This is a genomic window from Parapedobacter deserti, assembly GCF_042646065.1.
GTDB classification, from domain to species: Bacteria; Bacteroidota; Bacteroidia; order Sphingobacteriales; family Sphingobacteriaceae; genus Parapedobacter; species Parapedobacter deserti.
In genome coordinates this window covers 24,631-45,164 of the sequence record NZ_JBHRTA010000035.1, presented here as the reverse complement: position 1 = coordinate 45,164, position 20,534 = coordinate 24,631, and the positions used below count along the sequence as shown (strand labels likewise).

The following is a 20,534-nucleotide window of genomic DNA, read 5'->3' as shown; positions in this document are numbered from 1 at the left end:
TATGAAATCAATATACCTCCATCCGGCGCCCTGTATTGAAGAATACGTGCATGAACTGCTTGTTATTGAAAACTTCCAAGTAACGCCCCCTTTTGCATTGCCTCTTTTTGCAAATGGTATGCCTACCCTTCTTTTCCAAACAGCCAAAGGACGGATAGGGAATTCAACGAACTACCTGACCTTGTTTGGGCAAACGGTATTCCCTGACACGTTAACCATCGATGAGGATTTCACGCTGATTGCTTATTTCTTTAAACCGTATGCCCTGAATTCACTGTTTGGGGTTTCTGCCCAGGAATTGACAGACAACCCCATTGAGATGAACGTATTGCCGGCATCCATCCGGGCCGGCCTGCAGGAACAGTTACTGAACGCATCCTCAAGCACGGAGATTGTCGCCATCCTGGATAAGTATATATACAGCCTTGTTACTAAAATCAAAACGGATACGCGTATCGTGAAATATGCCGTTGAAAAAATTGCCGCCGAACCCTCCAAAAAAAACCTGGCGGCGGTGCAGTCGGAACTTTGTATGACGGGGCGCACCTTCCAACGGTTGTTTGAGAAAACCATCGGCATCATTCCCACCCGCTACCGCAGAATCAGCCAATTCAATGCCGCTTTCCGACAGCTCAACAGCCTACAGTTTACAAGCCTGACCGCACTTTCGTATCGCAACGGCTATTCAGATCAGAGCCATTTCATCCGCGCATTCAAAGAGTTTACTTCCCTAACGCCCGGTGAGTACCTTGCCTATAGCAAAGCAGGGGGAAACTGATTTTGTCAGTTTTGTTCTATTCCGCGGCTTAGGCCTTCTATACTTTTGAACTGTAAACAAAACAATTCAAAAAATGGAAAACAACATTTATCCTTGTCTTTGGTTTGATGGTCAGGCCCAGGCAGCAGCAAAATTCTACTGTTCGATTTTCAAGAATGCCAAGATTCGGGCAGACAACCAGATGGTGGTCGAATTTGAGCTCGATGGCAAGAAATTTATTGGCCTGAATGGCGGGCCAGCGTTCACATTTAACGAGGCGGTCTCATTTGTCATAGACTGCGAAACGCAGGAAGACATCGACTACTATTGGGAAAGACTGACGGCCGATGGCGGCAGTGAAGGCAACTGCGGTTGGCTAAAGGACAAATTTGGCATGTCCTGGCAGGTGGTACCCACCATTTTACCGAAACTGCTCAGTGACCCGGATAAAGCGCAGCGGGTGATGGCGGTTTATATGAAAATGAAAAAGTTCGATATCAAAGCCCTTGAAAGTGCCTAGCAGGATGGGTTTGAGGCTGCTTCCGAAGTTCCCCAAATACGGAAGCGGCCTCTGACGAAGAGTTTCGATGACAGATGGCACCAACGACTCTGGGGGAGGCTCAGCCGTTTCCGATCGCTTCACCCATTGCCTTCAAAACCCGGATGGATGCATCGATCATGATGATCTGCCGATCTGTCAAGTTAATGCCGTAATCGTCTCCCGCTTTTCGTAGCGCACTCTTCATGCTGTCGGCAAATGCAACTTTTGAATTATGCACTTTATAAATAGTAAAAACTCCTTTTATTTTATAAATTTACAAAAACCTAAGGTTACAAACGTGAATATTTCCACGCAAATAAGAAATTTATATAATCCTATTCAGCCAACTGTAAAAGCTTCGGCTGAAAATGTTACTTATATTGAATTTTTACCTGATTTAAGGTTGCAACCCTATATTTATTGCTATTGGCAACTTAAAACTGCCGAACTGCTTGCTGAACCATTTCATTATCGTGTTGTAACCGACAGTTGTATAGATATTATTTTTGACCTTAACAATCCAGAGGAAAATTATGTGATGGGCTTTTTTAAGAATTGACCCAAGTAATCTTCTGAAACTGCTAAGAACTCCTCCGGCAGGCTTTTGCGGTCTGTAAGTCGAACAGCAGGTATGTAGACGGATATAATTCGAACAACAATAAAAGCTCAATTTCTTCTTGCTTTTTAACATAGTTCGTGTCAGGCCTACCTTTACGTTCTCCCGCCCCGGGGCGGGAGAACGTAAAGGTAGAAAAATTTTCACGCCAAATCCAATACCATCCTCCCCGGAAACCAGATCGCAAGTCGCTGGGCCGTCACTCCCCAATTGGCCAACGGCATCGTCCATTTTTTGTTGATGTTCCGCTGGGCCAGATAGATGAGTTTCAACAGGGCCATATCCGAAGTGAAAGCACCTTTCGTCTTAATCACTTTCCGTACCTGACGGTGGAAGCCCCTGATCGTATTGGTGGTATAAATCAGTTTGCGGATTGACTTATCGTAACGGAAGTAGGTCGTCAGGCGCTCCCTGTTCCGACGCCACGACTCGATCACCGCCCGGTATTTGCCTCCCCAAAACCTCGAAGGAAAAGACACACCTGAAGGTGGACGACTGTTGTGGTACTATGCCGATGCAACCAACCTGCGGGGTTTTTATGTGTACCGCACGCTATCCACCACGTCGCCATTGGAACAGGTGAGCGGGCTGTTGCCGCCTGCGGCAGGTCTCCATACGTATGTTGACAGTGCACAACTGGCGGCAGGTAGCCATGCCTACTATATGGTTGCCGTCGTCTCGACCACCCAATCGTTGAGCCCCCCTTCTGCCGTCATTGAAGTGTTACGGACGGGGACTGGCGAAACCGTACGGCTAACCGCGCCCAGTCAGCTGAGGCCGTTATGGCTTACCGATACGACCGTTTCGCTCACATGATTGGATTTGCACCGCATTTCCGAGCAGGTGGCTACCTACCGGATATACCGCAAGGATACCGAAGCAGGCGAATTTGATGAAAAAGCATGGCTGGAAACCGATATGAACGAATTTGTGGATACGCTGTCTTATGAAGAACAGCGGTGGTATGCCATCCGGTCCGTAGGTGTAAGCGGTACACTGAGCGCGCTGAGCCCGGTAGTTGAGGTGGCTTCCCGATACCATAAGCCGCTGCCACCGGGCAGTGTGCGGCTGATGGTGGATGAAGGCGGCGTGACAGTTAACTGGGATACCGATGGCGAATCGGGTAAAATCCGTTCGTATCGGATTTACCGGGCGCTAGCCAGCGGTGGTATGGAAGCGATCGCCGAGGTTGAATCCGTAGGGGAGCAGCTAAGCTACGTGGACAAGGCGGCGAAAGCCGGTAATCGCTATTACTATTATGTGTCAAGTATCGACCGGCGCGGTGTGGAAAGCGAAGCCAGTGAAGAAGTGTCGATTACGATGCCTTAATTTGTCTTGTTTGCCCTTTTCGGTTGTCGCGTTTGTCACCACGCCGTCCGCGGACGTTTTGCTTATTTTGTGTAGTGAACAAAAAATAGGATTAATACTAAAAATCAAAAGTTATGGACACGCCGCAATCCCTACAGTTAGCCGTGATCATCCCTGCTTACCGGATGCATACGCAAACTTTCATCAATGCACTGGACAGCTTATCCGAAGAAGATGCACTAAAACGAGTTGAAGGCAGAACCAATCACGTTGTTTGGATGGCCGGCAACTTCGTCAACATGCGCTACGGTCTGGCGGGTGTCTTGGGTATTGATGAAAACGACCCTTTCGAAGAATTATTCCATGAGGGCAAGGCATTGGATTCTGCGAAAACGTATCCCACGTTAAAGGAGTTGACAGCGAATTTCCATCACATATCTCCTGTGGTATACAATGCACTGCTGAAGCTAACCGATGACCGCTTATCGGAAGAAGTTCCCATGGGCATGAATATCTCCTTTGTGCCGGAAACCCTGCTAAACTTTATCGGAATGTGTATCGGTAGGGCAGATTACCTCTGCGGCCAGATCGGGCTGATGCGCAGGATTCTCAACTACCCGGGCATGAAGTATGATGTAAACAAGCAAGCCAAGTACTGAGCTATTTAGCTTGAAATGAAAGCAGCTTGCTGTTAACCAGTTTGAAGAATTCCTGTTTGTAGGCGTTGCCGATAGGGATAGACCGGTCGTCGTTCCGTACGCGAACCACGTTCCCTTCGACTGCCGTGAGGTAGGTCAACGAAACGATGAACGATTTGTGAACCCGGATAAAGCCCTTATCGGCCAAATGTTCGTATACATATTTGAGGGTAAGGAAAGTGCTGATGGGCGGCTGCCCGTCGCTATGAATGATCACATAGTTGCCCAGCCCTTCAATAAAGGTGATACGCTGTATATCCACTTTGAGCAATTTGCCCTTCTGTTCCGACTTTACAAAAAGAAAAGCGTCGTTCCCGTTCGTTCCCGTTTGCAGGGTGCCAACGGTTGTGGTCAGCCGGCTCACGGCTTTAAGGAACCGCGGGAACCCAATGGGTTTCAGCAGATAGTCCACCACCGCATGCTCGAACCCATCCAGCGCATATTCCTTATAGGCGGTGGTCATGATGACGCGGGTATCCCGTTTGATCAGCTTGAGGAGTTCAACCCCGGTGAGGTTCGGCATCTGCACATCCAGGAATACCACGCCATGCACCAGGTCATCCAGCCGTGCGAGCCCGGTAACGGGATCGGTGGTTGCGGCAATTAAATTGAGGTAAGGAACCTGTTCCACGTAGTGTTCCAATACGTCAACCGCATGCTGCTCGTCGTCGATGATGATACAGTCGATCATGAATTCAGTGGTATTTTCAGTTGCACTGTAAATGCCGATGGCTCGTCTTCCAATACAAAGTTATAATGGCTACCATAGATAAGATCCAGTTGCCGCCTGATGTTTTGCAGACCGATGCCGTTAGAAAGTTCTTTGATGCCGTTGCCTTTCTTGTTTTTTATATAAAACGACAATTCACGGTCGTTGGTATGCAGCTTTATCAAAATAGGGTGACTTTGGTCATGTAAATTGCCATGTTTAAACGCATTTTCGACCAGGGTGATCAGCACTAACGGAACGATGGTTGCGGACGGATTGGTTAGGTCTTCATCGAAACAAATATTCAGTCGGTGATCGTGGCGCCGCTGATTGATTTCGATCACGTTTTTCAAATGCTCCACCTCCTCCATGATGTTTACCCGACCATGCACATCCTCTCTTTTTGCCAGCGCGTACCGCATGATGTCGGCCAGTATCAGCACGGACTCCGCTGTTTTTTCATCGCTCTTCATAATTTTGCTATAAATGAAGCTCAATGAATTGAACAGAAAATGGGGGTTGATCTGGTGTTTCAGTGCACTGAGCTCGGCCTCTGCCTTTTGTTTCTCTAAAATGATCTGCTGCTTGCTTTTGCGTATCCACTCCGCCATCAATGCCACCGAAAAACAGGCGACCAAATCACATAAACTGAACATGGCGTGCCACAGCAAAAACCAGGAAACACTATTGTCGGGAATGGCGGTGGTGGACAATCGTTCCTGCATGTTTTGGGGGTCTTGTGGTGCCGAAAAAAGCCACCAGTAACTAAGGGCTAACTTTAACGCAAACATCACAAAAAAGACAGCCAGCGCACGCCAGATTCGTACCTTGTGCATCAGGGGCAAAATCACATGAAAGATCAACAGGTAATACGTGACGACTGCCTCCACGATAAACAAAAAGGTATTGATGCCAAGCCCGAATCGCTTGCTGAAATCGTATACGGTTTTTTCAGGATTGGCCATGTATGCCATAAAAAATAAGGTGCCATGAAGCACCAGGCTCATCAACGTCAAGAGAATAAGTCTTTTGCGGTTGCGTTTCAGAAACGCTATGATCGACTTGAATGGATTCTTGGGCATAATTAGAACGTTAACCCTATTCCGCCGAAGATACCGACATTTCCTTTGGTCGTCACCGAAAGGTCTATCCGCGATTGCAGTTTGAGTTTAGGGATAACCTGTTGCCGGAACCCCACACCAAATACGCCGGTGATGCCGGGTTTGTAATCCTCAAAAAAACTGGGTGCTACATCCCCCGCTCCCGCGAACACCACATAGCCGTACCGGGGGTCGACATTGCTGAAATTCGATCTCAGCTCGCCCTGCAATGCAATTGCCTGCCTATCGATGTAGAGGTTGCGCCATATGCCGCGCAATAGCCGGTCGGCCGAAAGATAGGGTAATTGGTAAAAAGGCGCGTCTCCGTTGAATACGCCGTGGTACAGTGCCTGCACCGCCAGGGTCGTACCTTCCGTTAATATCGGCAACGCATGGAAACCACGGTAATCGAGCTTGACATCGCTGTACACGAAGTCGCTGCCAAGCCATCCGCCATAGCGCCTGAAGGACAGGTCTGCGTAGTAGCCTCCCGTCGGGAAAAACAGGTCGTTCCGCGTATCAAAACGTAGGACCGGACCCGCGCCCGCTAAAAATCCACCATCCCCGTTGGGCACCGCGGTTGAGGCAGATTCATCGAAATCCAATCGGCTGTCGTTACGGACCTGATAGGTAATGCCCGCAAAGAAGCGTTCGCCGATGGCTTTGGTCACTTCCCCTTCCCAGGAAAACACGTTGTTGTGGTATACGGTGCTGTGCTCTTTTTGGGCATCGTTGCCCAATCCGAAGAAATACGACCGATTGTTGTGGAGAAAACTCGCATGGTTGACGTAGTGCCATCCGCGTTTGCTGAAATAATCTATCGTCAGGCTCGTCTGCAATTGGCCGTTGAAGCCATAGGCCACCGAAGGCGTGATCGAAGACGGACGGAAGAAGCGTGGTGGAACGGAAGACCCATTGACTTTTGGAGGGAGTATGAAACTCATGCCAAGTCCAAGTAAAAAGCTGGTTTCCGGGCTGTAGGAAATGATCGGTATCGGAACAATACCCACTTTGCTGGTGGGCCCATTCAGAAAGGCCGAATCGGGCAGTGCGGAAGTGGCGCTAATGCGTGCCTCCGCCAGATCGGTTCGGACGGATTGCCATCCCGCTTGGTTAAGTACGGTCAACTTACCCTCATCAAACCCGTCGGCGGCAAGGGTGTTGTCCAGAGCCATCACGCACGAACGCTCCCGCAGATCCCATACAGCAAGGTAGCCCGCGTCGTTTAGGCTCATCAGGTGCCTGCCATCGGGCGCAAAAGCCAATTGTGTAAGCCGCCCTTGGCCGGCACGGATGGTTTGCATCACGCGATCTTCCCTAAGGTCCCTCACCTCGATCCGGTTCTTGTGGTTGATGCTCGCGTACCGGTGCATGTCTGTGGGGCTGTATACCAACCCATGCAACCGGGAAGTCTCCCAATGTACTTTTTCGGTTTTCAGCGTTTCCGCATCGATTTGCCGCACCACCGACCTTGCTGCCGCCAGCAACTGCGAACCCTCGGCGTTCACAGCGATGCTGGTGGTCAAGTCGGTAATCGAACGCATGGTCAGCAATTGCCAGTGTTGCGTATCGTAAGCCGCCAGCTTTGCCCCCCAGAATGTCTTGGAATGCACGAAAAAAACCCTGTTACCGTCGCGGGTGAAAGCAGCAGACTCGATGGCGAACGGATATTGCTGTTTCATTTCGCCGTTTCGGGTCAAATCGTGTACATAGGTGATTTTCTCCGTCTTCATTTTGATGGAATAGAGCAACCAGCGACCGTCATCGCTGATGGTGCAGAAATAAGGCGCTACTTGATTGGAAGTGGTTATTACGGTCGCCTCCTCGTCCGCCAAAATGGTAGAGACCATAAGCTGGCCATCGACAAACTGCACCATCCGGCCGCCATTGGCCGCCAAAGGCGCTGTGGCATGACGATTCGTTGGGTCTTGGGCATGGACAGTTATCGAAAAGGACAGGCAAACAAGTAAGAACAGCAAATGGGTATTTCTGAAATCGGCAAGCAGTGTAGGCATCAATTCATCGATTTTTACGTTCAACATATCGTTACGAAGGGCTTAAAGGTATCGTACCGGTATGTATTTACCAACAAAATTATGCAAACGGCCGGATTCGCTATGTAAACGTCGAATAAGTCCCGGAGATTTTTTCGGTCAATCATGGAATACGATCTGGCAGGGAAAAGGTAAATGATTTCTAAAAATGGGGTCAGCCGCTATGGTGCTGGGTCGGGATAGTTATTTTCAGACAAATAAGATTGAAAATCTCTCAAACTGGCAGGCTGGCTACGATAGGCCACATGCATGTCGGGCCGGATGAGCATGATGCTGTTTTGCCTGATATTCCATTTTTGAATTATTTGTGCGTATCCCGGACAAGGTTCCACATCAATCATAGTTAACCAATCTAACTCTGTACGGTTCTTCCATGATTTTATAGCGTCCAATTCGGTGTCCGAAGAATCCACGTTGAACATTAGCAAATTGAAGCCTGTATTTTTCAACAAATCCAAGCTGGTCTGGCGATCTGAAAGTGGGAAGAACGGAAATCGATCTCCCGGTGAGGGTGCATCGGCAGAAAAGGAGCCGCGCGCTCCCGAGCCGTTCATGCCACTGTCAGGATACTTTATATTCAACTGAGAAAGCCGGAGAAAGCCGGTTTTCCGTACAAAGGAAGACGAAAGCAGTATCTTCAGGGCAAGAGGAAATATCCGCAATCTTATGAAACGAAAGAATGGATTTTTACTAACAGTAAATTGAAAAGCTAAATCCGTATTTTTTAACAGGTTTCGGGCGATAGGTTTCCGCTCCTCGTCATACGACTCCAGAAGCCTGTTTGGAAAACCAGATTTTAGAACCATCGCCAGTTTCCATGCCAGGTTATAAGCATCCTGGATTCCGGTATTCATCCCCTGTGCTCCGGCAGGGCTGTGAACATGAGCCGAATCACCTGCAAGAAAACAATTGTTTTTTCTAAATGCCGTCACGCTTCTGCTATGAAGCTTAAACACGGAAAACCAAATAGACTTTTTGATCTTGATATTTAGTCCCAGTAGGTTTTCAGTATTGTTTTTGATGTCGTTTTCAGAAAATTCATCGATGTCCTTTTCCGAATCATCGAGAAAGCTGAATATCCGGTATTTGTTTTTCTCCTTAAACGGAAAAAATCCCATAACCTGATTTTTTTCCATTGCGGTTACGATATGATGTTGAGGGCTGTCCCAATCTAGATAGACATCAGCCAGCATAAAGTTTTGAGGGAATGTTTTGCCATGGAAGGCAATTTTCAGCTTCTCTCTTACGGTACTTGAGGCCCCGTCTGCACCAATGAGGTAGGTGCTCGAAACCTCGTAAGTTCTGCCGTCCTGACAAATTACCGATTCTACAGCATCCGCGGTTTCCTTGATATCGGTAAGCCGGGTATTCCAATTGACTTTTTTTCCATGCTGTGCTAAAAAATCCAGGAGCAATTTTTCAGTTTCAAATTGTTCGAGCAAGTAAATGTTGGGAAATTTGGTTTTTCCCGCTCCGGGTTTAGCAAAGTGAAATTGTCGGGCTATCTTTCCGGAAACATAAAAGGTAACATTTTCCGCTCTTTGCGCCAATTCCAGAAATTCATCGGCCACCCCCATCTGATCCAGTATTTCTACAGTCCGGGCTTGGACTCCAAACGCATTCGAGGTTTGTACCGGTCCCGGTTTCTGATCGATAATCAAAAAATCGATTTGAAATCGGCAAAGTTGGCAGGCCATCATTAATCCGGTGGGACCAGCCCCAACAATCAATATGCGGGTCTTACCAGGTATATCCATATTATGATCGTTTCGGTGCTATCAAAATTTGTTATTCCAACAACTGTTTATTGTCCCTTCACGAAAGTCAGTTTTCATTTTTTGTTCGCTTTGCATCATTGTGTACCACCTTTCTAATTTGACTTATCTGTATAATCGGTTGGATATTTGTGTAATTATTAAAATCATTAATAATGGTGTCCCTATTTTGGGCAATTGCTTTATTATATTCGTTGATATCGTCAATATAGAAATAACCTATAGCCAGAAAGGATGGCTTCTCCCCCGATGTTCTACCCAAAACGCCCTTCTCAACTTCGTAAAGCGTTAGATTCTCTCCCAGAAACGAAGCAACCATAGGCATATGCTTTTTCTCATAGTATTCAAAATCAAAAGTTTTGCCTTCTCCGTTAGGATAAAGTACAGACACCCTAAACATTCCGATACGCGGCGCATCGGCAAATTTTGGCCTACCGGTTTCGCAGCCAACCAAGGCTAGAAATAACAGAATCGATCCCTGTATAGCAATCAATATCCGGTGCTTTTAGGAGCGATTATTCCAACAGCTGCTTTATTGTATTTCCGTTTTCATCCAGCACTGAAAACGACACTTCATTCCGGTCGGTTACCTCCAACTTGACACGCGGCTTCCCGTCGGTTCCGTTGATTACCAGCGCCGTGGTACCGTTACTGGTGCCGAGCTGCAAACGGTTAGTACCCTGCCCGATTCCTTTTCCTTTGTCATTAACCGTAAGAAAGGCTTGATAGCCAGTTGAATCCTCGCGGGAGAACATCCCGATGGCATCCACCGTGCTATAATCCAGTACCATTGCATTGAATGCTGCGGTCTCATTTTCCATTACGGCCATGCCGCCATGCTCATTACCCTGCGGATCGTACAGTACGATGCCACCCGCCTTAATGGCTCTTTTGTAAGACTGACCTTCCAGAACCGGATCGGGAACACGTTCCTGATTGGCCAAAATGATAGCGGGCGTACCATCTTCGTTTACGATATTGATCCGTTTTACCGTAATTTCGTCTTCGTTCGGACGGTTGAACCCTGTTAAAACCAGAAAACCGCATAGAAGCGTAATGCCAATGTTATAAATCACTAGCAGTTTGTTTGTTTGTCGCATAATTTATGGTTTATTTGTTATTCAGCTTTTTGGACGAAACTAGGTATAGCCGTGTATAAGAACCCCAATCGCGTTAGTCATATCCATGGCTAGGAAATCTCGACATGGCCGCCTTGTTGCATCGTGTAAATATAGACTTTATCAACCTGAAAATCAAAGCTTTTTCTGTCAACGGTCATCAGCAGATTCGTTATTTCTGAGGTAAAGTTTTATGTTGCGAAAGTTTGGGTTAAAAGAACTCCCCACGCTAGAATGTCATAAACAATACCCCAAACAACACTAAATGAAGTATTATGGATATATCACCGTTAATTGCAAGTGTGCTTGCATTTGTATATTTAAAATTAGGTATACTTTTGCAACTGTTACGTTGTGAATTGCCTTAAGTCGTTCTACTATTCTTTTCAAGTATTTTTTTCAACGTTTTTAGATCGTTCATCACAGCCGTTGCATCCTGTTCAAATGCTTCTTCCGTCATATAGGGCATCCTAAACAAGGTAAAAACAAATTCGCTCCCTTGATTATTTTCGATCACTCTCATCGGATTGTATACAATTGTGCCATCTGTAAGAGTAACCCAATGGTCTATAATTCCGAAATTATTGTCGGGAACGAATTCCACTTTAATTCTTCCTAAGTCGGATACAGCAAACCAAGTGCTGTTTTCTTTAACCACAGATTGAATAAAATTTGTCCACGCAGGCCAGTTTTCAGGGTTTGAGGCATAACTATATACCTCATCGGCAGGCTTATTTATAGAAATACTTATATGTTTTACAGCGTAAGTACTAATATTATTTTTGTCCATATCGCTATTTATTCTGTCCAAACAGCGAGTTCGTAGCCGTCTAAATCTGTGAACTGAAAACGTTTTCCTCCCGGGAAACTGAAAATGTCTTTAACAATAGCGCCTCCTGCACTTATTATTTTACTTTTAGTCGTTTCAATATCTTCTGAATAGAGAACGACTAAAATAGTTCCGTTGGTTGGTTCTCCATAAGTAAATCCACCCTCTACATAGTCACCAGCAAATGCAGTGTATGCTGTTCCATAATCTGTAAACTTCCAACCAAAACATTTGGTGTAAAAATTTTTAGCTTGAACAATATCCTTTGATAGAAATTCAATGTATTGTATCTGCTCGTGTTTTAGTTTTTGCGAATAAATTTCAGCCATAATATCTTAATCTGTCTTTACAAAAATAAATGATTATCATAATTGGAACTTTGGAAAAAAACGACAAAATCAAAATTTTGAGGGAACAACGCCTGCATATCTTTTTATCTCATTGGTTAAATGGGCGTGATCATAATACCCGCATTCGTGAGCGATACCCAATAAACTTAGCTGATTTCGATTGTGCTTTATTTTAAAAAGGGCGGTTCTAAACCTAACGATATTAGCAAACACTTTTGGGCTAATTCCGACGTACTTTCTAAAGTCCCGTTCTAATTGCCTTATTGTCGTGCTATTTTGTTTTGCCAATATGTCCATACTAATTAGCCCATTGGTTATTTCAATGTCTCTTACTACCTTAAATAGATTGTGCTTTTCCTTTGTCAGCCCTTTTAAGAAAAATTTATCGAGATAGGCGAAAGAGTGCTTTTCTATCTGGTGAATGTCGGGTGACAAAGACTGCTCAAATTCAATAGTTTTATCTCTAATTTCATTTGAAGGTGCAAAGTTGTAAAACGAGGAAAAGGCTGAAGGCTTAAAACGCACTCCAATAAGTTTATTCGATGCATACATAACGCTTTCCTTAAATGTGGTCATTGTTCCAACGAGATAGGTTTTCTCTGGATACATTGTTAAAGCCCCGTTGTATGTTTCGTACTTTTCTCCTAAATTAAAAATCAAGTCAACACAGTTATCCGGTAATATTATATCTTTAACACATTGTTTCTCCACCCCCTCAGTGATCCAATAGGCATCGATGTAATCTGCTAGACTTGGATGTGGTTTAATCTCTTTGTAAATCATAATTACATTTTATTAGGCCATGTTATTATTGACATTCGCTCCTAAAATCATTAGTTTGTCAATCGTCTTCCTTTGCCAACCTTTTTCACCAAATTTAGCCAAATTAATTGCTATATTACAGCTATTGTTGTGCCGATATGTTGTGGAGAGGTCGGGATGTGCTTATTCGCCGGACCTGCTGCGTAAGAAGCTGTATAAGGTTCGCTACCACATTGTAGATCTTTTGCTCGGCACCTTTTTCAATGCCTTAAAACAAGCCTCGGCCCCTATGACCGGGGATGTGAGCGGGGTTAATCAAGCATGCGATTCGTACCACCATCAAGATCTTTGATTATGGGTACGAAGAATCGGTTAAAGTCTTTCAGGTCAAAGATCTCATATTTTTCAAGGACATAATCGATTCGGCGGGGGGTACGATCCAGTACAGAGTCCGCAGAAAAGACGGTGGATATGATGACCACCTTCGAACTGACGTCGTAATGGTCGAGAAAATAAATCAGACTGTCGGCACTGTCCCCGCCGCTTGAAAGGATAAGGATATCAGCTTCTTGCGCGGCGGCGCGTTCTTGGTCCGAGTACGTCAAACTATAACAACTGTACGTGCAACATAGGCGCTCGGAACCTTCTATCCAGCGTTTAATACATGATAATCCGGGTTCGAGTTGCCAGATAAAGCAACTGTAAACCGATTTCATTGGTGTGGGCTGTCGTTTGGGATAGTCGTTGTCCAGCTCATCGATGACTGGGGCCATGAGCGATTGGAAATCGTCGTCGGTTTCAATGAATTCATTTGGCATAAAGTAGTCGACCCGATTCTTTATTTTTTTACGGGACTTGTGGCTGTTGGTCATCATCACAATCATTTTAGTGCCCACTTCAGGAAGTTCAAGCAGGGCCTCGACTACATGGAAATTGTCGTCTAGCGAGAGCAAAAGGATGTCCGCTTCACAAGCAAAGGCACTTATGTAGTCGATGTCGTGCGTAACCAACGTGCCATAAATTGGGTTTGTGAGGCGTGGGTGTGAATCGATCCTGTTGGAAATGACATCGATAGTTTCCCAGTTTGATTGACATACTAAACATCTGTATTTGTCCCGTTTGTGCACGGTTTGACGATTATGTTGTGTCAAGTGGGTTTGCGGATCAATTGCGGGTGCTTCTTTAAAATAGTTTTTTAAAAATCTGAAAAGGGGGAAGTTCTTCATGGTGTCGAAATCTGCATTGATAGACGTTGGCTTATCTTGGAATAACTATACAAATTTAAAATTTTGTTCGGCTATTACCAAATAAAGGGCATCGGGCTTTAAGGAGCCAATTTGGCGCCTTAAAACAGGGCCAGTATTTGAAAGATCCGCCGAACTCGGAAGACCTTAAATCAGGCCGGGACAAAGGCGTGTCCTTTACCGAAGCACGACAACGTATATTGCCTAAATAACTAAATAGCTATCAATCGTCAGTACGTGGTCTCCATATTCCCTTTTGTGATCGTATACGAGTATATATCGGACGAGCAATTGGTTTAAATTCTACATATATTCCATACCAGCCAAAACCCGAAAAAAAAGTTGAGAAAGCGTTAACCATCAAAGGTATCCCTCTGGAGGAGCAAAATCTTGCTATGAAAAACAGCTACAGGCATGTGCTGATGAAATTGAGGGGTGAGGTTGATCGACAGATCCAGCACTATGAAAAAGCGCGATTGGCACCCGATGAACCCAGACACGATGACGGAGATAAACAGAGCCCTATTCGTAATTGACATCGTGTCAATATCACCGCACGTCTTCGCCTGCTTCATGATACCATCGAGCGTGTCGTCGTAATGGCGTTAAAAGTTCGCCCTGAGAAAGTACGTTAATGCATACGTATAGTCATCTTCCTTTGCATGCCCGATGCCGTAATCGGCGAACACCAGAAGTCTGCTGCCCGGTTCCAGGGCTTGGAAGGCCGTGCCGTAACCTACCGGCACGTGGATGACGCGCTGATCGGCACTCCGGATGATGGTCTCGTCTACCGGCAAATCCCTAGACGCTTCGTCCCAATCATCGATTTTAACCGTTTTCAGCGAAAACGCACCCTCCAACACGTAAAACCAGCGTTGCTCAATGCGGTGCGCCCGCCAGCCGCGGATCGTTTCGGTATCCTTATTCTCGATGATATAAAACCGTTTCACGGCGGTCATGTCAAAATCATTGACAAACCGGATGCTGCCGCGATGATCTTCGGCGATGCCGCCTTGTATAGTGGCTATTTCTTCCATTCGTTTGCTGCTTATCAAAATTAAGTGCGCGCAATTTATACAATTCTGTTAAAAATAGACCAGCCTTTCGGGCGTACGGTAGCCTAAGGGCCATCAACGTATGTCAAACCGGCACTCGGGTGAAGGGTGCCGGTTTTTTTTATTACATTCGTTTCCGAACCAATTGTAGTTATAAATGCTTCGGATTCATGGAAACAATAGAAAGGAGTGGCTGGCGGCCTTAAAACTTGGCGATCATCAGGCATTCGAAAGCCTTTATCTGCAGTATAAACGCCAGATATACCACAACCTTTACCGGTTGATGCACCACCATGAAGTGGCCGAAGAGCTCACCCACGATACCTTCCTCAAGGTATGGCAGCTCCGGGAAACCCTTGATTCCGACCGGTCTATCAGCGCATTCCTGCAGAAGATAGCCGGCAACCTGGCGATGGATTATTACCGCCGCGCCGCACGGGATAAACGCATGCAGGAGGAATTGATCCGTACCGCGGCGCTCCACGATCCGGCGCCGGGAGAACAGCTGGAACGGGCCGAGAGCCAGGCGCTCGTACGGGCGGTTCTGGAAAGGCTCCCCCCGAAACGCCGGGCAGTTTTCGCGTTGTGCCGGCTGGAGGGTAAAAGCTACGCCGAAGCGGCGGAAATACTGGGTATCGGCGTAGGTACGGTAAACGACCACATCGTCAAGGCCACGCGGTTCCTCCGTGCCGAACTCGCCAAACATCCCGACCTGCATATCCTAGTTGTATTCCAAACGGCATTTTATTTCTAATTTTTCCTGCTGAATCACAGCTGGTTGTGTATGATTTTTGTTGCCCTGCCGAAAAGGAGCATATGGATTCGTGCGCCCGTACGTATTCATTCGTAAACCAATGATTAACCGTTATGCAGGATTGGGACGCGCTTTATACGCGGTTTTTGAATAGACAGTGCTCCGCCGACGAAATCCGGCAGCTGCTGGAACATTTCGAACGGGAAGGCGATCGGTCGGAACTGGCAGAGCGAATCCGCTCGGAACTGGCCAACAGCGAGCTATCGGTCACCGATTCGCCGGAAGTGGAAGCGGCGTACAACCGTATTTTTCAGCAGCTGAAAGTGGAGATCGGTGCGGTGCCCGCCCCAAGGCAGGGTCTTCATCGGAAATTGCGATGGCTGCCCTATGCGGCTGCCGTGCTCGTGGCCGCCTGCGGAATCTGGCTGCTTACCCGGCAGGAGGCACATCATGTGCCGCAGCCGCTGGATGCGACAACCATCAAACCCGACGGAAACCGGGCTACCCTTACCCTGGCGGATGGTCGCGTTGTCGACCTGGATCCCGGACAAGCGGGAATAACAGTTGGCGATTACCTGCGCTACGACGATGGTTCGGAACTTGATGCGGTGCCTGCGGATCAACAGGGAGCGTCAGCCGAAGTCTACGCAACGTTGACGACGCCGAAAGGAGGAACGTATCGCATTACGTTTGCCGACAGTACGATCGTGTGGCTCAATGCGGCTTCAACGCTGACCTATCCGCTGGCGTTTGATGGTGCCGAACGTGTGGTGGAACTCACCGGCGAAGCGTATTTCGATGTACAAAGCCAACGGACTCCGTTTATCGTCAAATCAAAAAACCAATCCATAGCGGTGCTGGGCACCCAGTTTAACGTATCCGCTTACCCCGATGACAACCAGACACAGACAACGCTGGTGAGGGGGCGTGTACAAGTATCGACGGTTGGCAACGCCGCGTCATTACAGCTCCATTCAGGCGAGCAAAGCTCCCTGACAGGAACCACGTTGACCAAAGCAACGGTCGATGTATTGCCTTTCGTTGCCTGGAAGGAAGGGCTATTCAGCTTCAACGGAACCGAACTTAAGGTGGTGATGAACCAGCTGAGCCGCTGGTATGACATCGAGGTGGTCTTCGAGGGTGACATCCCCACCACCCATTACTTTGGCGATATCAATCGCCAGGATCCCCTGAGTAATGTGCTTGACTTGCTGGAAACTAGTGGCTTACATTTTAGAGTCGAACGGACGGATAACGTAGATAGGCTTGTTGTGATGCCTTAATGAGCGTATAGGAATCCGCAATAACGAACAGAAAGGAGGATGGCCATAGGATAAACGGAAACAACGAAGCCCGATGACGCGCAAAAATCCGGATGGCGGGGGAAACGCCACCCGGTTAAAAGCTTGGGCTACCATCGAAATGTGTTGCAACAGCAACAACGAGTGAATACGATTAATAAACCAAACAGACAAATATATGATTTTTAACACACGTGTTAAAGGCCGCTATTGGCCTTACACTTACCGGTTGTTAATGATGAAACTGGCAATTATACTCACGTTTGTGGTTGTACTGCAAGCTACCGCCGGAAGCGTAGCCCAGACCATCACGTTAAACCTCCGCCATGTGCCACTCACCGATGCCATGCATGCCATCCGTCAGCAAAGCGGGCACCTGTATCTCCTGAAAGGGAAAGCACTTGCCCAAATGAAAGTTGGCGCCACAGTGCGGGGAGCGAGCCTGGAGCAAGCCATGAACGACCTGCTGGCCGGCACGGGCCTGGAGTGGGTGCTGAAGAATAACACCATCGTGATTTCCAAAGCGCCGGAATCGGCGGCGTTGCCCGGGGACAACCTGGGCGGAACCGCCATGCACCGGGCCCAACAGCGCACCATCGGCGGCAAAGTGACCGACGAGGCGGGCGCGCCTGTGGAAGGAGTAACCGTGGCCTTCGGCGCATCGACAGCGGTGACCACCACCGACGGCGGAGGCAATTTTCAACTGAACGTGGAGGGCACGGGGAACCTGGTGTTTTCCGCCGTGGGCTTCGAGACGCAACAGCTGTCGCTGACGGATCAGCGCACGGTAAATATTACGCTGGTTGCGGCGATAAGCGACCTAGACGAGGTGGTCGTGGTCGGTTACGGCACGGCACGGAAACGCGACCTCACCGGCTCGGTGGTGTCGATCCAGGAGCGCGACTTTGCGCAGGGTGTGAACAACAATGCATTGCAGCTGCTCAATGGCAAGGCTTCCGGAGTGCACATCAGCCAGTCGAGCTCGGCACCTGGAGCGGCAACCAGCATCCGCATCCGTGGTGCAGGTTCCATCAATAGTAGTAATGAGGTGCTCGTCGTGGTCGATGGTTTGCCAGGCGCCACCATGGATGCGCTGAACCCCGGCGACATCGAGTCTATCGAAGTCCTCAAGGACGCCTCCGCAGCAGCGATTTATGGAACGCGGGCAGCCAATGGCGTGGTGCTCGTAACCACCAAAAAGGGTAAGAGCGGAAAACCGCGAACCTCCTACAATGGCTATGTAGGCCTGCAGGATGTAGCCAAGCGTATCGACGTGCTGAGCGCCCGCCAATACATGGAAGTGCTCAACAGCATCCTTGCCGACCAAGGCGAAGCCCCGCTGTATACCGATCAGGAGATCAACGATGCTTCGTCCGGCACGGACTGGCAGGACGAGATTTTCCGGACGGCGGCTGCCCACGATCACAGGCTTGCGTTTTCGGGTGGTGGCAATCATTCCAATTACTACATTTCGCTGAATTATTTCAACCAGGCTGGGGTGGTGCTCGGTTCGAACCTGGACAAGTATAACGTGCGGCTCAACTATGAGCTGAAGCCCACGGACCGCCTGGATCTCAAATTCAATGTGAACACCAATCGGTGGAACAACAAGCGGATTTATGAAAGCAACTCGGCCAACGAATTTGCGGGGCCCATCAACACGGCCCTGCAGTTTGACCCCACACTGCCTGCCGGGCTGGATGAAAGCGGCCGTTATCAGATTAACCCCGTCATCGCGCTGGAAAATCCCCTGGCATTGATTCACGGCTTCGATGAGCGGGATATGCTGTTCCGCAGTTTCGGCACGTTTACCGCCGACTACCGCATATTCGAGGGATTTACCGCTACCGCCCGCCTGGGTGCGGATTTTGCAAACAACCGCACAGATAGTTACAACAGCCGGCTCACCACACGGGGTCTCGCCTCAGGTGGTATCGGAAGCATCCGATCGGGCGAGAACTTCCGTTGGCTTGCGGAGTTTCTCGGGCAGTATGACAAGGAATTCGGTCGGGCACATCACCTATCTGCAGTAGCGGGGATAACGTTTGAAGAGTTCAATAACCGATCGGCCACCGCAGCGGCGGCCAATTTTCTCTCCGACGTAACCGGTGTAGACCAGCTGCAGAGCGGCGACCGGGGGCAGTTTACGGTCAACAGTAGCCGCTCGCGGAACCGGCTGAATTCATTCCTGGGCCGGGTAAACTACCGCTTCAACGACAAATACCTGGTTACCGCATCGCTACGCGCCGATGGGACTTCGCGGTTTGCCGCAGACAACAAATATGCATTTTTTCCCTCGATGGCCGTGGCCTGGCGGATTTCGGAAGAGGCCTTCCTCCAGCAGCAGTCCCTCCTTAGCGACCTGAAACTGCGCGCCGGATTCGGGCGACTGGGCAACCAGGGCATCAACAACTTTGAGACGTTCCAGACGTTTGTCGTGTCGGGCGCAGCGGTACTGGGCGACCAAGTTGTACAAGGGGCCGCTCCGGCCCGGATACCCAATCCGGGGCTGCGTTGGGAAACCTCCGAAGAGATCAACGTGGGCCTCGACTTCGGCTTGTGGCGCAACCGGCTGTCGGGGGCCCTCGAATACTTTGTGAAGAGCACGAAAGATCAGTTGTTCAGCAAGCCGGTGCCGGGAACGACCGGCTTCACCAATACACGGGTCAACTTCGGCAACGTGCAGAACTCGGGCATTGAAGTTACCCTGAATTCGTTGAATACCACCGGTGCATTCGAATGGCGCACGTCGCTCAACCTGTCGGTACTCCGGAATAAGGTCACCGAGCTGCCCGATTTCATTCCGGAACTGATCGGCGGTAGCGTAGGGACCTTCATTTCCAATTACACCATCGTGCGCAGGGGCGTACCTATGCGGTCTTTTTATGGATACGAAATCACGGGATTCTTCCAGGAAGGCGACAACATCGGCGAGTCGGCACAGCCGGATGCGCACCCCGGCCATCCGATTTTCAGGGATGTGGACGGCAATGGGGTCATTAACGCGGACGACCGGGTTATCCTCGGCGACCCGTTCCCCGATTACACCATCGGACTCAGCAATTCATTTATGTATAAAGGCGTAGGACTGGATTTTCAGCTGGTTGCCGTACAGGGCATCGAAACGCTGGATGCCAACATCCTCGAATCGCTCTATCCGATCAATTTTAACCGCAACCGGATTGCGGCCCATTACCTCGATCGGTGGACGCCCCAGAATCCCGGCGCGGCGTATCCTTCGGGCATCAATCCAAGCTCGTATGGTGGGGCGCGGGCCATCAATTCGCTGACCGTGACCGATGCCTCATTTATCCGGCTACGTTCAGTGACGCTGTCGTACGCATTTCCCGAACGGTTTGGCAAATGGCTCTCGGGAAGCTCGGTTTTCCTGGCGGGCGATAACCTGTTTACGATAACCAACTTCGAAGGCTTCGACCCCGATGCCAATGCCTCGGCCAACTCCGGGGTGAACGCCTCGGCCAGCAACATCGACCGGACATCGTACAACAGCTACCCGCTTAGCCGGACCATCAGGCTGGGCATAAACCTGACGCTCTAATGAA

22 protein-coding genes and 1 pseudogene are annotated in these 20,534 nt (G+C 48.6%); 10 read left to right on the top strand and 13 right to left on the bottom strand.

Annotated features, from left to right (window positions below):
* Position 1 precedes the first annotated feature (1 nt).
* Positions 2 to 778, top strand: a complete 777-nt coding sequence (locus ACFOET_RS11345; RefSeq protein WP_379022662.1) for a helix-turn-helix domain-containing protein — start codon at positions 2 to 4, stop codon at positions 776 to 778.
* 73 nt (positions 779 to 851) lie between these two features.
* Complete coding sequence (locus ACFOET_RS11340) at positions 852 to 1,277, top strand: VOC family protein (protein ID WP_379022660.1); 426 nt, start codon at positions 852 to 854, stop codon at positions 1,275 to 1,277.
* A gap of 100 nt (positions 1,278 to 1,377) precedes the next feature.
* On the opposite strand, the gene ACFOET_RS11335 is transcribed toward ACFOET_RS11340, so the two are convergent.
* Positions 1,378 to 1,503, bottom strand: coding sequence for a hypothetical protein (locus tag ACFOET_RS11335; protein ID WP_379022658.1), 126 nt, complete (start codon positions 1,501 to 1,503; stop codon positions 1,378 to 1,380).
* Positions 1,504 to 1,596: 93 nt separating this feature from the next.
* Here ACFOET_RS11335 and ACFOET_RS11330 point away from each other — a divergent pair, with 93 nt between their 5' ends.
* The gene (locus tag ACFOET_RS11330) at positions 1,597 to 1,857 is read left to right on the top strand and encodes a DUF6597 domain-containing transcriptional factor (protein ID WP_379022656.1); all 261 of its coding nucleotides are present in this window, start codon (positions 1,597 to 1,599) and stop codon (positions 1,855 to 1,857) included.
* Positions 1,858 to 2,057: 200 nt separating this feature from the next.
* On the opposite strand, the pseudogene ACFOET_RS11325 reads toward ACFOET_RS11330, so the two are convergent.
* A pseudogene (locus tag ACFOET_RS11325) lies at positions 2,058 to 2,372 on the bottom strand (transposase); the annotation flags it as partial.
* Here ACFOET_RS11325 and ACFOET_RS11320 point away from each other — a divergent pair.
* From ACFOET_RS11320 to ACFOET_RS11310, 3 genes are all read left to right on the top strand, one after another.
* On the top strand, positions 2,362 to 2,730 hold the full coding sequence (locus ACFOET_RS11320) for a hypothetical protein (RefSeq protein WP_379022652.1): 369 nt from the start codon (positions 2,362 to 2,364) through the stop codon (positions 2,728 to 2,730). The pseudogene ACFOET_RS11325 and the gene ACFOET_RS11320 overlap by 11 nt on opposite strands.
* Positions 2,731 to 3,243: a fibronectin type III domain-containing protein gene (locus ACFOET_RS11315; RefSeq protein ID WP_379022650.1), complete on the top strand. Its 513-nt coding sequence runs from the start codon at positions 2,731 to 2,733 to the stop codon at positions 3,241 to 3,243.
* A 113-nt stretch (positions 3,244 to 3,356) separates the two neighbouring features.
* Positions 3,357 to 3,881, top strand: coding sequence for a DinB family protein (locus ACFOET_RS11310; protein ID WP_379022648.1), 525 nt, complete (start codon positions 3,357 to 3,359; stop codon positions 3,879 to 3,881).
* A gap of 1 nt (position 3,882) precedes the next feature.
* On the opposite strand, the gene ACFOET_RS11305 is transcribed toward ACFOET_RS11310, so the two are convergent.
* The 10 genes from ACFOET_RS11305 to ACFOET_RS11260 form a co-directional block, all read right to left on the bottom strand.
* Positions 3,883 to 4,611 carry a LytR/AlgR family response regulator transcription factor gene (locus tag ACFOET_RS11305; RefSeq protein ID WP_379022646.1) on the bottom strand — a complete coding sequence of 243 codons (729 nt, stop codon included), beginning with the start codon at positions 4,609 to 4,611 and terminating at the stop codon, positions 3,883 to 3,885.
* Positions 4,608 to 5,711, bottom strand: coding sequence for a sensor histidine kinase (locus tag ACFOET_RS11300; RefSeq protein ID WP_379022644.1), 1,104 nt, complete (start codon positions 5,709 to 5,711; stop codon positions 4,608 to 4,610). Before ACFOET_RS11300 ends, ACFOET_RS11305 begins: the two co-directional genes overlap by 4 nt.
* A 2-nt stretch (positions 5,712 to 5,713) precedes the next feature.
* Complete coding sequence (locus tag ACFOET_RS11295) at positions 5,714 to 7,771, bottom strand: BamA/TamA family outer membrane protein (protein ID WP_379022642.1); 2,058 nt, start codon at positions 7,769 to 7,771, stop codon at positions 5,714 to 5,716.
* A 173-nt stretch (positions 7,772 to 7,944) separates the two neighbouring features.
* Positions 7,945 to 9,540: an FAD-dependent monooxygenase gene (locus ACFOET_RS11290; protein WP_379022640.1), complete on the bottom strand. Its 1,596-nt coding sequence runs from the start codon at positions 9,538 to 9,540 to the stop codon at positions 7,945 to 7,947.
* 67 nt (positions 9,541 to 9,607) lie between these two features.
* Positions 9,608 to 10,051, bottom strand: a complete 444-nt coding sequence (locus ACFOET_RS11285) for an EthD family reductase (protein ID WP_379022638.1) — start codon at positions 10,049 to 10,051, stop codon at positions 9,608 to 9,610.
* Between the two features lie 22 nt (positions 10,052 to 10,073).
* Positions 10,074 to 10,658: a hypothetical protein gene (locus ACFOET_RS11280; protein WP_379022636.1), complete on the bottom strand. Its 585-nt coding sequence runs from the start codon at positions 10,656 to 10,658 to the stop codon at positions 10,074 to 10,076.
* Positions 10,659 to 11,040: 382 nt separating this feature from the next.
* Positions 11,041 to 11,466 (bottom strand): hypothetical protein, encoded by a 426-nt coding sequence (locus tag ACFOET_RS11275; RefSeq protein WP_379022634.1) that lies wholly within the window; start codon positions 11,464 to 11,466, stop codon positions 11,041 to 11,043.
* A gap of 8 nt (positions 11,467 to 11,474) precedes the next feature.
* Positions 11,475 to 11,834: a VOC family protein gene (locus ACFOET_RS11270; RefSeq protein ID WP_379022632.1), complete on the bottom strand. Its 360-nt coding sequence runs from the start codon at positions 11,832 to 11,834 to the stop codon at positions 11,475 to 11,477.
* 69 nt (positions 11,835 to 11,903) lie between these two features.
* On the bottom strand, positions 11,904 to 12,638 hold the full coding sequence (locus ACFOET_RS11265; protein ID WP_379022630.1) for a DUF6597 domain-containing transcriptional factor: 735 nt from the start codon (positions 12,636 to 12,638) through the stop codon (positions 11,904 to 11,906).
* Between the two features lie 290 nt (positions 12,639 to 12,928).
* Positions 12,929 to 13,627 (bottom strand): hypothetical protein, encoded by a 699-nt coding sequence (locus ACFOET_RS11260; protein WP_379022628.1) that lies wholly within the window; start codon positions 13,625 to 13,627, stop codon positions 12,929 to 12,931.
* Between the two features lie 629 nt (positions 13,628 to 14,256).
* Between ACFOET_RS11260 and ACFOET_RS11255 the strand changes: the two genes are divergently transcribed.
* Positions 14,257 to 14,397 carry a hypothetical protein gene (locus tag ACFOET_RS11255; RefSeq protein ID WP_379022627.1) on the top strand — a complete coding sequence of 47 codons (141 nt, stop codon included), beginning with the start codon at positions 14,257 to 14,259 and terminating at the stop codon, positions 14,395 to 14,397.
* Between the two features lie 69 nt (positions 14,398 to 14,466).
* Here ACFOET_RS11255 and ACFOET_RS11250 read toward each other — a convergent pair whose 3' ends face one another.
* On the bottom strand, positions 14,467 to 14,898 hold the full coding sequence (locus ACFOET_RS11250) for a WxcM-like domain-containing protein (RefSeq protein ID WP_379022625.1): 432 nt from the start codon (positions 14,896 to 14,898) through the stop codon (positions 14,467 to 14,469).
* A gap of 175 nt (positions 14,899 to 15,073) precedes the next feature.
* Between ACFOET_RS11250 and ACFOET_RS11245 the strand changes: the two genes are divergently transcribed.
* From ACFOET_RS11245 to ACFOET_RS11235, 3 genes are all read left to right on the top strand, one after another.
* Complete coding sequence (locus tag ACFOET_RS11245) at positions 15,074 to 15,670, top strand: RNA polymerase sigma factor (RefSeq protein ID WP_379022623.1); 597 nt, start codon at positions 15,074 to 15,076, stop codon at positions 15,668 to 15,670.
* 113 nt (positions 15,671 to 15,783) lie between these two features.
* Positions 15,784 to 16,953 carry a FecR family protein gene (locus tag ACFOET_RS11240; protein WP_379022621.1) on the top strand — a complete coding sequence of 390 codons (1,170 nt, stop codon included), beginning with the start codon at positions 15,784 to 15,786 and terminating at the stop codon, positions 16,951 to 16,953.
* Between the two features lie 253 nt (positions 16,954 to 17,206).
* Complete coding sequence (locus ACFOET_RS11235) at positions 17,207 to 20,530, top strand: TonB-dependent receptor (RefSeq protein WP_379022619.1); 3,324 nt, start codon at positions 17,207 to 17,209, stop codon at positions 20,528 to 20,530.
* The last annotated feature ends 4 nt before the right edge of the window (positions 20,531 to 20,534 follow it).

Bases quoted from the DNA above. Each gene is read 5' to 3' on its own strand.
- ACFOET_RS11275 (WP_379022634.1), bottom strand. From the start codon at position 11,466: ATGGACAAAAATAATATTAGTACTTACGCTGTAAAACATATAAGTATT.
- ACFOET_RS11305 (WP_379022646.1), bottom strand. From the start codon at position 4,611: ATGATCGACTGTATCATCATCGACGACGAGCAGCATGCGGTTGACGTA.
- ACFOET_RS11280 (WP_379022636.1), bottom strand. From the start codon at position 10,658: ATGCGACAAACAAACAAACTGCTAGTGATTTATAACATTGGCATTACG.
- ACFOET_RS11235 (WP_379022619.1), top strand. From the start codon at position 17,207: ATGATGAAACTGGCAATTATACTCACGTTTGTGGTTGTACTGCAAGCT.
- ACFOET_RS11340 (WP_379022660.1), top strand. From the start codon at position 852: ATGGAAAACAACATTTATCCTTGTCTTTGGTTTGATGGTCAGGCCCAG.
- ACFOET_RS11245 (WP_379022623.1), top strand. From the start codon at position 15,074: ATGCTTCGGATTCATGGAAACAATAGAAAGGAGTGGCTGGCGGCCTTA.
- ACFOET_RS11250 (WP_379022625.1), bottom strand. From the start codon at position 14,898: ATGGAAGAAATAGCCACTATACAAGGCGGCATCGCCGAAGATCATCGC.
- ACFOET_RS11295 (WP_379022642.1), bottom strand. From the start codon at position 7,771: ATGTTGAACGTAAAAATCGATGAATTGATGCCTACACTGCTTGCCGAT.
- ACFOET_RS11290 (WP_379022640.1), bottom strand. From the start codon at position 9,540: ATGGATATACCTGGTAAGACCCGCATATTGATTGTTGGGGCTGGTCCC.
- ACFOET_RS11300 (WP_379022644.1), bottom strand. From the start codon at position 5,711: ATGCCCAAGAATCCATTCAAGTCGATCATAGCGTTTCTGAAACGCAAC.
- ACFOET_RS11345 (WP_379022662.1), top strand. From the start codon at position 2: ATGAAATCAATATACCTCCATCCGGCGCCCTGTATTGAAGAATACGTG.
- ACFOET_RS11310 (WP_379022648.1), top strand. From the start codon at position 3,357: ATGGACACGCCGCAATCCCTACAGTTAGCCGTGATCATCCCTGCTTAC.
- ACFOET_RS11255 (WP_379022627.1), top strand. From the start codon at position 14,257: ATGAAAAACAGCTACAGGCATGTGCTGATGAAATTGAGGGGTGAGGTT.
- ACFOET_RS11265 (WP_379022630.1), bottom strand. From the start codon at position 12,638: ATGATTTACAAAGAGATTAAACCACATCCAAGTCTAGCAGATTACATC.
- ACFOET_RS11240 (WP_379022621.1), top strand. From the start codon at position 15,784: ATGCAGGATTGGGACGCGCTTTATACGCGGTTTTTGAATAGACAGTGC.
- ACFOET_RS11335 (WP_379022658.1), bottom strand. From the start codon at position 1,503: ATGAAGAGTGCGCTACGAAAAGCGGGAGACGATTACGGCATTAACTTG.
- ACFOET_RS11270 (WP_379022632.1), bottom strand. From the start codon at position 11,834: ATGGCTGAAATTTATTCGCAAAAACTAAAACACGAGCAGATACAATAC.